The organism is Brevibacillus parabrevis (assembly GCF_022701015.1).
Classification (GTDB): domain Bacteria; phylum Bacillota; class Bacilli; order Brevibacillales; family Brevibacillaceae; genus Brevibacillus; species Brevibacillus parabrevis.
In genome coordinates this window covers 6,032,098-6,044,552 of record NZ_CP064090.1, presented here as the reverse complement: position 1 = coordinate 6,044,552, position 12,455 = coordinate 6,032,098, and the positions used below count along the sequence as shown (strand labels likewise).

Below are 12,455 nucleotides of genomic sequence, written 5' to 3'. Positions count from 1 at the left end.
CATGGGAAAAAGCTGTAGCGTCTGCAACGGCACTTTTTTCCTATGCCGTTCAAAGGAAAGGAGGTTGTTAGCCATGGCCCAAATGAAGGTCCTCGTAGCTGATGACGATCCAAATGTACGCGAAATCATTCGCCTTTATTTTGAAAAACAACAGTTCGAGCTTGTCGTCGCCAAGGATGGACGGGAAGCTCTTGCCCTTGTAGAGACGGAACAACCCGATGTTTTGATTCTGGATGTCATGATGCCGCAAATGGACGGTTTTGAGGCGTGTCGGGAAATTCGCAAAAAATGGGATACGCCGATTATTATGCTGACGGCAAAAGATGAGGAATTTGACCGTGTGCTCGGTCTGGAGCTGGGAGCGGACGACTATGTGACCAAGCCGTTCAGCCCGCGCGAACTGGTGGCGCGAATCAGGGCGATCATGCGCCGCCTGCAGCCAAAGCCGAAGGTCGAGGAGGATGCGCCGCGCATTTTCAGCTTTGAGCAGTTGACGATTGACCTGGACAAGCGGGAGGTCATCGTCGCGGGAGAAAAGGTCAGCTTTCGCCCGAAAGAATTTGATTTGCTCGTGCAGCTGGTTAAATCGCCAGGCAGCGTATGGTCGCGCGAGCAACTTCTCGAACAAGTGTGGGGCTTCGATTATTTCGGAGACGTCCGCACCATCGACGTTCATATCAAAAAGATCAGACAACGGCTGGAAAATCTCCCGTATGAGTGCATCCACACAGTCTGGGGGATCGGCTACAAGTTTGGGGTGGAGAGCTGATGCTGGGCACTTCCAAAAGCATTTTCCGCCGTCTGCTGTTCAGCTTTTTGGCTACTGTGCTTGTCGGACTGGGCATTTCCGGCATCCTGCTCTCCTTTTTTGCGAGGGAGTACATTTACAATTCCAAGGAAGAAGAATTGCTGCGGATGGCGAAAAAGGTCAACGTCGCGATTCACGACAGCAATCGGGTGAACAAGGAGTTGCTGGACAAGCTGGCGATGCTCGACGAATCGTTTGACACCCGGATATGGCTGTTCAACAAAGAGGGGAAAATTGTCGCGACTTCGATGAAGGACGAAGTTTTCACCGGAAAGTCGGTCGCTGTCTCCATCGCAGACAACGTGCTGAAAGGCAAAAATGCGGTCACGGAATTGAAAATCGAAGGACTGGAGGACCCGATGCTCTCAGTCTCTGTGCCGTGGGGCGAGGGGGAGCAGGTGTACGGGGGAATCATCCTGCATGCTCCAATCGAAGGGATCGAGAAAACGTTCGGGCAAATGCGCGAGTCGATTTTATGGGCTACGCTGTTCGGCGTTGTGCTGTCTACGGCGATGGTTTCCTACTTGTCCTGGTCGATCTCCCGCCCGTTGCGCACGATTGAGCGGACGGCTGCGGAGATCGGCAGGGGCAATTACGCAGAGCGCGTCCAGGTCGATACGCACGATGAAATCGGCGATTTGGCTCACACGATCAACACGATGGCGGAAAAGCTGGAAAAGGTCGAACAGGAGCGGCACCATCTGGAACAGGTGCGCAACGACTTTCTCGCCAATGTGTCGCATGAGCTGCGCACGCCGCTGACGGCGATGCAAGGATTTTTGGAGGCATTGCAGGACGGACTGGTAGAAGATGAGGAAGCGCGGCAAAAGTATTACGCCGTCATGTACTCGGAGACGATGCAGGTGAATCGTCTGGTCGACGACTTGATGGATTTGATGAAGCTGGAGAACAACGAGGTCAATCTCGCCAAGTTCCCGGTCGACGTGGCAGAGGTCATGAACCGCGTAGCTTTTTCATTCCGGCAAGAGGCGGAAGAAAAAGGGCTTCAACTGGTAGTCGAGGCCGAAGCGGAACTGCCGCGCATTTACGCGGACAAGGATCGGGTCGCGCAAATTTTGAAGAACCTCGTGAAAAATGCGCTGAAATTCACTACGGCTGGCGAAATCCGGATGACCGCCGGGCTGCAGGAGCAATGGATGCGCATCCAGGTGCAGGATACGGGGATGGGGATTGCTGCGGACGATCTCGACCGGATTTGGGAGCGATTTTTCAAGGTGGATCGCGGTCGCTCCAAAAACAATAAAGGTACAGGGCTTGGACTTGCCATCGTCAAAGAGCTGGTAGAGCTGCACGATGGCGTGTGTCGCGTGGAAAGTGTGCCGGGGGAAGGCAGCACCTTTACTATTTTGTTGCCGATCATGCCGATATCGCCCGTATCGCTCGTCAAACAGTGACCATGACGCTGCTTGCGGTCATGGTCATACTTTTTTCATAATTAGATCATGGTTTTTTCCTATTCTCCTTACAGAATGGTTATCTTTGCCCGTTACGATGTTCTTGTGACGGCGAGAAGGTCACGAAGCCAAGGATGAAAGGAGAATGAGCATGAATAAAAAATGGATTTCCATTGCAGCTGTCGCATTACTCCTGTCTGGAAGCCTGGTTGCCTGCTCCAGCACAACAGGGACGCCTGAACCAGCGACACAACAAGAAGGCACCAGTCAAACGACACCAGCTACAGGTGATGGACAATCGAGTGACAACTCGGTTTCGGAGGACAAATCGACGTCTGATGCATCGAGCAACAGCTCTGATGCGACAACAGGCGGCTCGGATAGCACAAGCACGTCATCTGACGCACCAGCGGCTGACAGCAACAGCTCAGACAGCAAGTCTGACGCAGGCGCTGCTGGAACGACAGGAACGGAAAACAGCGGATCAGCCGATCAGTCTACATCAACTGATACGAGCAAGCAGTAACGATTCGATTCGCCAACTGGAATCACGTTTGTAATGTTTGTTGAAACTCCTCTACTTCCCTCCCGTTTTATATAAATGGTTGACGGCTCCGTGCTGTCCCGGCTGTCGAGAAAGTCTCGGCAGCTATTTTTTTTGCTGTGGCATCTGATCTGGCTGAACAGGAATCATCCGGCGGAGAAAGATCGTCCAGCATGGGTCACTATAGCGCACGCGTAAAGGGCTACTCCATCAAAAGTGGAGTAACCCTTTTTCTGCACAGCCTAGCTTGTTTCGATACACGCGTATGTATTGGAGAAATTCCGTTTTTCGAGATCGTTTTTCTTTCACTGGGTGTTGTTCCAACATGGATAGCAGTCGGCTTTTCAAATGGTCAGGGAGCAAAGCGCGTCATCCATATCCATCTGCTTTTTGTCTGATTTTACGATAAAATGGAAAAAAGGCGAGGGGGGAACATTGTGATTACATATCCGGTCTTGAAAAAAGGCAGCACAATCGGCGTAACAGCTCCATCGTCCGGGGTGCCGGCTGAATTGCATGAACTGCTTACACTTGCCTGCAAACGAGCGGAGGAACGGGGCTATTCAACCGTTTGCAAAGACACAGCATGGACGCAGCAAAAAGCAAGGTCGGCTGATGCAGCCATCCGCGCAGCAGAATTTAATGCCATGCTTCGCGACGAAAACATCGATCTGATCATCCCTCCATGGGGTGGCGAACTGTTGATTGAAATTCTCGATCAGCTCGATTTTGAAGCATTTCCGGCCAAATGGGTGCTTGGCTATTCCGATATCAGTCTGTTGTTGCTTGCGATTACATTGAAAACGGGTGTAGCCACGGCTCATGGCACCAATCTGATCGACTTGCGCGGGGAGAACATGGATGCGACGACAGCCCAATGGGAGGCTGTACTTTCGACCAAAACAGGCGAGCAGGTTGTACAAGAGGCGTCCGAATACTACCAGGCAGAGTGGCAGCACGACAACCCATCACCTTATGTGTTTCACCTTACTGAGCCGACTCGTTGGAAAACGACCGAATCAGAGCCAGTACATATAACGGGACGGCTGCTTGGCGGTTGCATAGACACGATCCGGCATGTGATCGGAACACCTTACGGGGATGTAGCGCGGTTTCAACAAACGATGATTCAAAATGAACAACTGCTGTGGTATTTGGAAAACTGTGAATTGTCGGCTGCCGACTTGCGCAGATCGCTTGTCCAGATGAAGCTGGCAGGCTGGTTCGCTCACTGTGCCGGGATCATGTTTGGACGCAGCGCAGCGAATCACGCTGTTCAGGACTATACAGCAGAGGACGTGTACCAGGAGCTGGCGGATGAGCTGCGAATCCCGATTTTGTACGATATTGATTGCGGACATATGCCTCCGCAAATGACGTTTGTCAATGGAGCGAGAGCCACGGTCGATATGGCTGAGGGAAGAGCGAAGGTTACGCAACATTTTTGTCCGTAGCGGCATGGAAAAAAGGACAGCGAGCGAGTTGCCAGCTGTCCTTTTTCGCGTTTGTTTATGATCTTTTCGCTGAATCGGCGGTTTCAGTGGCAGTGCGCTTGCGCAGATTGGACAAGGCTACGCCGAGAAAAATGAAGGCAGCTCCAACGAAAAAGCTGGTGCCCAGGTGTTCGTGGAGCAACAGCCAGCCGAGAAAAGCTCCGACAATCGGCTGGACGAAAAAGAAGCCTGCGCCACTGCCAGCTTGCATAAGCTCAAAGCCCTTGTTCCACAAATAAAACGCTCCGGCAGTCGAGATTAGCCCGATATACAGGATGCCCCCCCAAATCTCCCAGCCAAATTGCCACGATATCGGGGTGACAGATAGCTCCCAGAGCATGACAGGACTTGTGAAGACGAGCCCGAACAAAGCGACATACGTTGTGACAAGCAGCGAGGAATAACGCTGCGTCGCTTTTTTGCTAAGGACGGTGTACAGCCCCCAGCTTACAGCTGCGACCAACAGAATCAGGTTTCCCGTCAATGACGATTGGGCATCCGCCTGATCTGGCACACCGATTACGATGATCACGCCAACCGTTGCAAGCACGATTCCGGCGGCTTGCTTGAAGTGAATGCTTTCTTTCAGCAGCCAGACGGCAAAAATCGCAATAAAAGCTGGAGACGCGGAAGTAATCAGGGCGCCCATATGCGCCGTAGAGAGCTTGGTGCCGAGAAATTGGGCTGCAATCGAGATCGTGACCCCGACAAAAGCAATGCCCATGAGCAACGGATAATCTCTTTTCTGAACGACTTCCTTGCGGGCCAAAGCGAATGCTCCCAACACGAGCAAAGCGATGCCGAATCGCAGGATCAACAAAGTAAACGGCGGAATGACTTCCAGTACGACTTTGCTCACGACATACACGCCGCCCCAAATCGCTGCCGCAAGTGTCAGGCAGATGGCGCCAAGCAATGACTGTTTCCATGGTGAATACGACATAACAACAATCCCTCCCGGAATGATCTGATCCGTACAAATAGGCTTGTATAGCCGGGAGGCAGGAAAAAAGACGCTTCCTCACCGACTAGGCGAGGACAGGCACATCACATTCATACAGGTGGCGCTTCATTGTGATTCACCTCCTTGTTAGCGGGATGAGAGTTCAAGCTTCAAGCCATTTGGCGACCAGCAGGACAGGCTGTGTCAACTGCCCGACAGGTGCTTCTACTTGACGATACTGCTCGTAGCCAAGCTTGCCCCAAAAAAGCAGCGCTGGTTCATTGTACGCGATAATACCATGGTGAATGTGTTTGGTGCCGCGCAATAGGCAAAAGTCTTCAAACAGCTTCACCGCTTCTGTTCCCAGCCCTTTTCGTTGCCAGGACGCATGCAGAACGAGCAAACTGACCCAGCTTTTCGCATCGTGCTCGCTGGAGAGGACGACGTGCATCACACCGACGGGAGCTTCCTTTACCGTCAGCAGGAGCCAATAGCCATGGGGGATCGCCAGCGCAGAATGGTACTCCGCTTCCAACTCGGAAAGGCTCATGGTGTCGGTACGGGAGCGCAGCAAGTTGTACTGTGGATTGCTGTTGTACATATCGAGCACGTACGGCAGCTCAGCACGCTGCATCTCGCGGATGACGAGTTGTTTTCCGGAAAAGGACAAGGTCATCTTGCGCCGCCGTATTTGCGAATCAGGCCGATTTGTCCGCCATGATACCCCATATGATAAATCAGGCGACCGAGAGCCTGACGGGGAGTCAGCGTGCCGATGGGAGCTTCGCATGCCACATCCCAGGCAACCTGTGGCAGAGTGGTCAAAGCATCGACGAGATAATCGTAAGACGCCTCGCAAATAGCTAAAAGCTCATTCATATCAGTAAAATTGCCTTCGTCCTTGACTGGACCAATCGTGGCCAGAGAGGAGATATAATCAGGAAGCGGACGCGCAAAAAACATGGTACAGAAGCGAAATTCGACCTCGGCGATATGGCGAATCAAAAAGCCAATGGAGTTTGATTCGGGAGCGAGCTTCAATGGCAGCTCGTCAGCCTTAAGGTTCGAAAGTGTGTTCAAATAGCGGGAACGGGCTGTTTGCAGAGAAGGCAGCAATTCTTGCTCGAACATGGAACCATCCTTTCACGTACCGTAATAGGCGCTTGTCCTTTCTTTTATTATAGGAGAATCAACGGGAAAGAACAGCGTGATCATTCGGAAAATTTTGAATGAATGTTCACTCAGTTGCCGATTTTCGTTATACTAAAGAAAACAACAGCCAAGGAGTGAGAGAAAATGGCCCATCGCTTTGCGTTTACCGTGCAGTCTACGGATATTGATGTAATCGGTCATGTGAATAATGCCAAGTATTTGGAGTATATGGAGTGGGCGCGTTTTGACTGGATCTGGCAGCTCGGATTTACACTCGATGAATTGAAGCGGCGGGCCATTATGCCTGTGGTCGTGAATATCAATATCAACTATCGCAAAGAGCTGCGGATGAGAGAAGAGGTTTATGCGATTACGACAGCGCTGCGGGTGAAAGAAAAAAGCTTCGTGATTCGCCATGAGCTGTTCAACATACATGACGAGCTGGTGGCCGATGCGGATGTCACGATGGTGATGATCGATGCCAACACGAGGCGGTCCATATTGCTGCCGGAGGAATTGAGAGAAGCTCTGGAAAAAGAGTTAGCTGCGAAGTAAATCGTACGGCAATCGGCGATGAAAAAGCCGATCAGCTAGGCTAATCCTGCTTGAGCACAGGGATATCTTGTTTCAACTCCGAAACAGTGCCCTTAGCTCCAGCACTTCCTTTATCAAAGCATCCAGTTTGGCGTTTGTTTTATCCTTTCGATCCAAAAGAGCGCGAGTAACCAAACGAAGCTCATTCATTCCTTCCAGCAGCTGGTCAAGCTTCTCTTCTGACATGTCAATCCTCCTCCTTTTTCGCAAATGATGCCAAAAACGTGATGGCGGCTCTCATAATCCGTTACAATGATCTTAGCAAAAGACAGAGCCTTGCGCAGGTATTATTTAGAGGAAAAATGGAAGAGGAAGTGACCTACATTGTCTCGATTCAGTACGATCCTGTTTGATCTCGACGATACGCTGTTTGACTTTTCCGCTTGCTGGGAGCAGGGGATGCAGCAAACGATTGCCACTCATGCATTAACAGCAGGCATGGATGCTGCCGGACTGCTCTCGGCGCTGCGTCGCCACGGTGACGATCTGTGGATCGACGTCATTGCGAAAAAATACGATTTCACGCAGTATCGCCAACTGCGGATGCAAAGGGCAATGGCTGATTTCAACCGGATCATCGAAGCCCGGGACGTGGACGATTTTCAGCGTGCGTACCAGGCGGCGTGTCTCGATGCCGTACAGCCTGATCCATCCGTGCAACAAATCGTTGCGCAGCTGGCGGAGCAGCACAAGCTTGGCATCGTCACCAACGGCCCGGTTGATATGGCGTTTATCAAACTCGAACGTTTAGGGTTGTCCTCCTATTTTCCGCAAGATCGGGTGATTATTTCCGAGCTTTTGGGCTATCACAAGCCAGACCCGCGCATTTATGCCACGGCACGGGAACGGCTGGAAGCAGCGAGCGGCGAAGTTTTGTTTGTCGGCGATACGTGGGAAGCAGATGTCGCCGGAGCCATCGATGCCGGCTTTAGCGCGATCTGGCTCAACCCGAAAGGAAAGACGGCGACCACAGACCACAAGCCGCTGGCCGTGATCGAACGCCTTGATCAACTGCCGTCTTACTTATCATTCATGTGATCTGTTGCGCCGAAAAAGACAGCTTCGTCCCGGAAAAATGTCGGGATAAAAGCTGTCTTTTTCGTTTACTCGCCTGTACCGCGTTCTGTCCATTTCTTCCGGACGATGATGATCAAGTTCACGGTAATCACTCCGATCAGGAGCCATGTGGAGGGAGTCCACAAGTCGTCATTTTTGAAGATAATCCGATAGACAAAGACAGTGGACAAAATCAGTAAAATCATTTTGCTAGACATAGGTATCAGCATCCTGCATAAAGATTTTTTCCAGAGAGGGAACTTCCACATTCACGCCGTAAATATCCACGCGTTCCTGTACGAGCGCGCGTACCAGGGCGGCGACTTTTTGTTCCTCATCCACTTGAAGCGAAAAGCGACCATCCCCCCAACTGAGGTTGCGACCGAGCGATGCGATAAATGCGTGCAATGCAGGGTGCTCGTCAGTGGCAAAAGCGGAGTGGCGAACTTGTACCTGCCGCCATGTCTGCTGCGCTGCCTGCAACTCGTCGAGGCTGCCGAGCGAAGCGATTTTTCCGCTTTTCATGATGGCAATGCGGGTGCAAATCTTTTCTACCTCATGCAAGTTGTGCGAGGTCATAAAAATCGTTTTGCCCTTCTCGTGCAGACGGCGCAGCAGCTCCTGAATGTGCAGGGCGGATTCGACGTCAACGCCAGAGGTAGGTTCATCGAGGAACAAAATTTCCGGATCGCCGATCATTGCCTGGGCAATTCCGAGTTTCTTTTTCATCCCGAAAGAAAAAGTTTTCGCTTTGCGCGAAGCATGTTCAGCAAGCTCTACCGCTCCGAGGATGCGCATGCACTCCTCATTCGTCAAGGCAACTCCTTTGACACGGGCAAAATAGCGCAGATGATCGGCAGCCGACAGAGAGTCGTAAAAAGTGGAATAGTCCGGCAAGACGCCAATGCGCCGTTTCCATTGTTCATCGCGGACGTCCTGGCCAAACATCTCGATTTGTCCGGAAGTCGGGCGAATAATCCCTGTCAGCATGTTGATAAAAGTAGACTTCCCGGCTCCGTTTCGCCCGAGAAACCCGAAGATTTCCCCGCCTTGTACAGACAGGCTTACTTGATCGACGACGGTGCGGTCACCGAAACGTTTGCTCAATTTCATCGTTTGAAAGACGGCCATTAACAATCCCTCCTTTGGAACAAATACATGGAAGCGCCGAGAAACAGGACGACATAGCCCCAGATGACTCCGACCCACGCGCCGCCTTTTTCCAGGTAAGTAAACGGAGTCAAGTAAGCGATCCACTGTGCAGCAGGCTGCTCGGAAAACGTGCTCCACAATCCAAGACCCGGGAGCAGCATCGCCACGACAATTCCGAGAAACATCGTGTAGCTCGGGCGCGGAACTACGAGAGACAGCAAGAGAGCCAGCGAAATGCAGTAGACGAGCAGCGACAAGCAGTGCAAAAAGGTTTTGGCGTCAAACGTATGCACAGTAGCGAGTACGACGCCAAAAGTAATCACGAGACAGCTCAGCCAGAAGCAGAGGATTCCGAGAAATTTCCCCAGAATGATCTTGTTCCGGGAAGTGCGGGTGACGAGAAAGCGAATCGTCCGGCCTGCCAGCTCACGGTTGATGACGTCATGCGACAGACTAAAGACGAAGAGCGGTCCCAAAAGCATAATCAATACAAAAACGCCCAAGGCGTGTCCCTTCGCCAGTTCTTGTTGGGGGATCAAAGTTGCCGCCTGATTGACCAGATCGGAAACCCAATACGACACGCCGACGATAAAGGCGATTGTAATCAGTGACTTGATACTTTTGAACAAACGAAAATATTCATGCCTGCAAATAGCCCACATAGTGTTATTCGCTCCTTTCTCCTACAGCATAAAGGATGAATCTTTCCTCTACGAAAACGCAACCTTACCATTACCTTATCTTTTATAATGGCCGCCCCCGCTCGTGATATGATGAGGGAGAAAAGGGAGTGAGAATGTGGAACAAGAAGCGAGAATTTTGCTGGTAGATGACGAGGAAGCGATTTTGCACATGCTAAAAACCGTTTTGCAAAAAGAAGGCTTCGTACATATAGATACATGCACAAGAGCCGAACAGGCGCTGCGGATGGTCGAGGAACGCCAATATGACTTGCTGATTCTCGACGTCATGCTGCCGGACAAAAACGGCTTTGAGCTTTGCTCCGCTGTTCGCCAGCGCACGAAAGCGCCGATTTTTTTCCTGACGGCGAAAGGAACCGACTTTGACAAATTGAGCGGCTTTGCTCACGGGGCAGACGATTATATCACCAAGCCTTTTCATCCATTGGAAGTCGTCGCCCGGATGAAGGCGCACTTGCGCCGAACGCTGGGCGGGCCAGCACCTGCGCCGGAAGCGAAAATTTACGACTTCGGCCGTTTTCAGGTCAATGCGGAGGCAGCCGAGTTAACCGTGAACAACGAGCAGGTTGACTGTCCGGCGCAAGTCTTTTCTTTGCTGGTGTTTTTTTGCCAAAATCCGAATCGCGTGTTCACCAAAGAACAAATTTACGATCACGTCTGGAAGGACGAGTATGGGCTGTTCGATGAAAATACGGTGATGGTGCACATCCACAAGCTGCGCCAGCGAATCGAGGAAAATCCGGGACAACCGAAGTATTTGCTTACCGTCAGAGGATTGGGATACAAGCTGGTGACGCCAGGGAGACAGGCATGAATCTGCGCAAAAAGCTGATCATCCAATACGTTCGCCAGTTTTTCGGCTTTTTGCTGGTTTTGCTTCTGTGCCTGATCGGCTCGCTCATCGTTTTGGGCTATCGCCTCATGAACGAGGAGCTGGAAACGGATCTGTCCCGCTTGGTCGCTTCCGATTTGCGCATGCAGCTCGAATGGGAGCAAGACAAGATAAGTGTCAACGACCGAGTGAAAAAAAGCGTCGATAGCCACAACGGCTGGCTGCAGATTATCGATCCGAAAGGGACGCTTTTGTATGCGTATCGCACCCCGGCGACTATCCCGCAAGCGTATGAGCCGGGAGAGTGGATCACGCAGACGCAAAACGACCAGGCTTCGGCTTACTACGTGAAGCATTGGGTGGTAGAACAGGAGCTGTCGGAGCAAAAAGTAATCGTGCTGTACGGGACGCCAGCTCCGGAAAACGCCTTGATGGCGCAGCTTTTGGCAGCAAAACCGACAGCTGGCTCCCCGGTTCCTGCCGAGCTTGCGAACAGCTTCTCCCGGGAAAAGGGCTGGTACGCCATTTATGATCGGCAAGGCAAGCTCGTCGCGGAGTACAACGCAGCAGATGCAGCCAAGCAGCTCGATCTGATCCCGATTTTACAGAACGGCAAAGAAAGTCGAAACGTCCCTGTCATCACCACTAGCCGCTACGACAAGGCGAGCGGTTTTACGTATATCGTGGGTGTTGCCAACCCGTGGTATCGCCCGGGAGCTGCGGCTGAGTCCGTCGACAACATGATTGCCTATTCGTTTTTGCAGGTGGGCGCCGTCCTGATTGTGTCTGTGCTGCTGGCGGGCAGCTGGTATGCGCTGCGGGTCGGGAAACCGCTTTTGCATATGGTGAACTGGCTGGGCAACCTGGCGCAAGGACGCTATGCAGAGCCGATTGGCAAAAACGGTCGGCGCATCGGAACGACGCGAAAAGGCAAGCGGAAAAAGTCGTTCGCCGTCTTTCAGGACATTTTTGACGCGTTGGCGAAGCTGAGCCATACTTTACAGACCAATGAAGAACGGCAAAAAGACATCGAGAAAACGCGCGAAGAATGGATATCCGGGCTTTCCCATGATTTGAAGACGCCGCTCAGCTCGATTTTTGGCTATGCGACCATGCTGGAGTCGGAGCAGTACGAGTGGGGCAGGGCGGAAGTAAACCAGTTTGGCCGAACGATCCGGGAGAAAGCCGATTACATGAATGGCTTGATCGAAGACTTGAATTTGACGTACCGTTTAAAAAATCACGCGCTGCCGCTGATGAAAGAGCCAGTGTCTGTCGTGGAGGCGATCCGCAGAATGACAGCTGACCTGGTAAACGAGCCGAGCGCGTCTGGGCACGAGATCGAGTTTGAGGCTCAAGAGGAAAAAATCGTGGCGCTGCTCGATCCGAAATGGTTTTCGCGGATCGTCATCAACATTTTGACCAATGCGATCCGGCATACGCCAAAAGGGACGCTTGTGCGCGTAGAGGTCAGTCTTGCTGCCCCTGACAGCTTTGCAGTTCGCATCGCGGACAATGGTCCGGGGATGGACGAAAAAACAAAAGCGAGCTTGTTTGAACGCTATTATCGCGGGGGGCACACCAAAGAGGATACGAGCGGAACCGGACTGGGGATGGCTATCGCCAAACAGCTTGTTCTCGCCCACGCCGGGAACATCGAGGTCAAAAGCGAGCCGGGGAAGGGAACAGAGGTAGTGATGACGTTTCCTTGCCAGACGCAGACAGCAAGTCATGGCAGCCTGCCGACAAAGACATAAAAAAGGTG

At 52.0% G+C, this 12,455-nt stretch carries 15 protein-coding genes; 8 read left to right on the top strand and 7 right to left on the bottom strand.

Features of this window, described 5'->3' with window-relative positions; all coding sequences use genetic code 11:
• Window positions 1–73 precede the first annotated feature (73 nt).
• The 4 genes from IRJ17_RS27835 (at window position 74) to IRJ17_RS27820 (ending at window position 4,221) form a co-directional block, all read left to right on the top strand.
• Window positions 74–769 carry a response regulator transcription factor gene (locus IRJ17_RS27835; RefSeq protein WP_063230467.1) on the top strand — a complete coding sequence of 232 codons (696 nt, stop codon included), beginning with the start codon at window positions 74–76 and terminating at the stop codon, window positions 767–769.
• A complete protein-coding gene (locus IRJ17_RS27830; RefSeq protein WP_242772591.1) occupies window positions 769–2,223 on the top strand; it encodes a sensor histidine kinase in 1,455 nt (484 codons plus the stop codon). The genes IRJ17_RS27835 and IRJ17_RS27830 overlap by 1 nt, the downstream gene beginning before the upstream one ends.
• A gap of 151 nt (window positions 2,224–2,374) precedes the next feature.
• Window positions 2,375–2,749 carry a hypothetical protein gene (locus tag IRJ17_RS27825; protein ID WP_122966218.1) on the top strand — a complete coding sequence of 125 codons (375 nt, stop codon included), beginning with the start codon at window positions 2,375–2,377 and terminating at the stop codon, window positions 2,747–2,749.
• A 455-nt stretch (window positions 2,750–3,204) separates the two neighbouring features.
• Window positions 3,205–4,221 carry a S66 family peptidase gene (locus IRJ17_RS27820; protein ID WP_242772589.1) on the top strand — a complete coding sequence of 339 codons (1,017 nt, stop codon included), beginning with the start codon at window positions 3,205–3,207 and terminating at the stop codon, window positions 4,219–4,221.
• Between the two features lie 55 nt (window positions 4,222–4,276).
• Here the strand turns inward: IRJ17_RS27820 and IRJ17_RS27815 are convergent, their stop codons facing one another.
• The 3 genes from IRJ17_RS27815 to IRJ17_RS27805 form a co-directional block, all read right to left on the bottom strand.
• A complete protein-coding gene (locus IRJ17_RS27815; protein ID WP_242772586.1) occupies window positions 4,277–5,203 on the bottom strand; it encodes a DMT family transporter in 927 nt (308 codons plus the stop codon).
• Window positions 5,204–5,366: 163 nt separating this feature from the next.
• On the bottom strand, window positions 5,367–5,879 hold the full coding sequence (locus IRJ17_RS27810; RefSeq protein ID WP_173597109.1) for a GNAT family N-acetyltransferase: 513 nt from the start codon (window positions 5,877–5,879) through the stop codon (window positions 5,367–5,369).
• A complete protein-coding gene (locus tag IRJ17_RS27805) occupies window positions 5,876–6,334 on the bottom strand; it encodes a DinB family protein (protein WP_242772583.1) in 459 nt (152 codons plus the stop codon). The genes IRJ17_RS27810 and IRJ17_RS27805 overlap by 4 nt, the downstream gene beginning before the upstream one ends.
• A 165-nt stretch (window positions 6,335–6,499) precedes the next feature.
• Here IRJ17_RS27805 and IRJ17_RS27800 point away from each other — a divergent pair, with 165 nt between their 5' ends.
• The gene (locus tag IRJ17_RS27800) at window positions 6,500–6,910 is read left to right on the top strand and encodes an acyl-CoA thioesterase (RefSeq protein WP_063230461.1); all 411 of its coding nucleotides are present in this window, start codon (window positions 6,500–6,502) and stop codon (window positions 6,908–6,910) included.
• A gap of 72 nt (window positions 6,911–6,982) precedes the next feature.
• On the opposite strand, the gene IRJ17_RS27795 is transcribed toward IRJ17_RS27800, so the two are convergent.
• On the bottom strand, window positions 6,983–7,135 hold the full coding sequence (locus IRJ17_RS27795; RefSeq protein WP_229049827.1) for a hypothetical protein: 153 nt from the start codon (window positions 7,133–7,135) through the stop codon (window positions 6,983–6,985).
• 138 nt (window positions 7,136–7,273) lie between these two features.
• On the opposite strand from IRJ17_RS27795, the gene IRJ17_RS27790 reads away from it, so the two are divergent.
• Window positions 7,274–7,987, top strand: a complete 714-nt coding sequence (locus IRJ17_RS27790) for an HAD family hydrolase (protein WP_173597108.1) — start codon at window positions 7,274–7,276, stop codon at window positions 7,985–7,987.
• Window positions 7,988–8,052: 65 nt separating this feature from the next.
• Here IRJ17_RS27790 and IRJ17_RS27785 read toward each other — a convergent pair whose 3' ends face one another.
• From IRJ17_RS27785 to IRJ17_RS27775, 3 genes are read right to left on the bottom strand one after another with little or no spacing between them, the layout of a single operon-like run.
• Complete coding sequence (locus tag IRJ17_RS27785) at window positions 8,053–8,223, bottom strand: hypothetical protein (RefSeq protein ID WP_167470373.1); 171 nt, start codon at window positions 8,221–8,223, stop codon at window positions 8,053–8,055.
• Window positions 8,216–9,136: an ABC transporter ATP-binding protein gene (locus tag IRJ17_RS27780; RefSeq protein ID WP_242772581.1), complete on the bottom strand. Its 921-nt coding sequence runs from the start codon at window positions 9,134–9,136 to the stop codon at window positions 8,216–8,218. Before IRJ17_RS27780 ends, IRJ17_RS27785 begins: the two co-directional genes overlap by 8 nt.
• Window positions 9,136–9,819: an ABC transporter permease gene (locus IRJ17_RS27775; RefSeq protein WP_122966211.1), complete on the bottom strand. Its 684-nt coding sequence runs from the start codon at window positions 9,817–9,819 to the stop codon at window positions 9,136–9,138. The genes IRJ17_RS27780 and IRJ17_RS27775 overlap by 1 nt, the downstream gene beginning before the upstream one ends.
• Before the next feature lie 136 nt (window positions 9,820–9,955).
• On the opposite strand from IRJ17_RS27775, the gene IRJ17_RS27770 reads away from it, so the two are divergent.
• Together IRJ17_RS27770 and IRJ17_RS27765 are read left to right on the top strand one after the other, a co-directional pair.
• Window positions 9,956–10,672, top strand: a complete 717-nt coding sequence (locus IRJ17_RS27770) for a response regulator transcription factor (RefSeq protein ID WP_122966210.1) — start codon at window positions 9,956–9,958, stop codon at window positions 10,670–10,672.
• Window positions 10,669–12,447, top strand: a complete 1,779-nt coding sequence (locus tag IRJ17_RS27765) for a sensor histidine kinase (RefSeq protein ID WP_242772579.1) — start codon at window positions 10,669–10,671, stop codon at window positions 12,445–12,447. The genes IRJ17_RS27770 and IRJ17_RS27765 overlap by 4 nt, the downstream gene beginning before the upstream one ends.
• Window positions 12,448–12,455: the final 8 nt, after the last annotated feature.

Bases quoted from the DNA above. Each gene is read 5' to 3' on its own strand.
- IRJ17_RS27765 (WP_242772579.1), top strand. From the start codon at position 10,669: ATGAATCTGCGCAAAAAGCTGATCATCCAATACGTTCGCCAGTTTTTC.
- IRJ17_RS27815 (WP_242772586.1), bottom strand. From the start codon at position 5,203: ATGTCGTATTCACCATGGAAACAGTCATTGCTTGGCGCCATCTGCCTG.
- IRJ17_RS27830 (WP_242772591.1), top strand. From the start codon at position 769: ATGCTGGGCACTTCCAAAAGCATTTTCCGCCGTCTGCTGTTCAGCTTT.
- IRJ17_RS27810 (WP_173597109.1), bottom strand. From the start codon at position 5,879: ATGACCTTGTCCTTTTCCGGAAAACAACTCGTCATCCGCGAGATGCAG.
- IRJ17_RS27795 (WP_229049827.1), bottom strand. From the start codon at position 7,135: ATGTCAGAAGAGAAGCTTGACCAGCTGCTGGAAGGAATGAATGAGCTT.
- IRJ17_RS27825 (WP_122966218.1), top strand. From the start codon at position 2,375: ATGAATAAAAAATGGATTTCCATTGCAGCTGTCGCATTACTCCTGTCT.
- IRJ17_RS27785 (WP_167470373.1), bottom strand. From the start codon at position 8,223: ATGTCTAGCAAAATGATTTTACTGATTTTGTCCACTGTCTTTGTCTAT.
- IRJ17_RS27800 (WP_063230461.1), top strand. From the start codon at position 6,500: ATGGCCCATCGCTTTGCGTTTACCGTGCAGTCTACGGATATTGATGTA.
- IRJ17_RS27805 (WP_242772583.1), bottom strand. From the start codon at position 6,334: ATGTTCGAGCAAGAATTGCTGCCTTCTCTGCAAACAGCCCGTTCCCGC.
- IRJ17_RS27775 (WP_122966211.1), bottom strand. From the start codon at position 9,819: ATGTGGGCTATTTGCAGGCATGAATATTTTCGTTTGTTCAAAAGTATC.
- IRJ17_RS27835 (WP_063230467.1), top strand. From the start codon at position 74: ATGGCCCAAATGAAGGTCCTCGTAGCTGATGACGATCCAAATGTACGC.
- IRJ17_RS27780 (WP_242772581.1), bottom strand. From the start codon at position 9,136: ATGGCCGTCTTTCAAACGATGAAATTGAGCAAACGTTTCGGTGACCGC.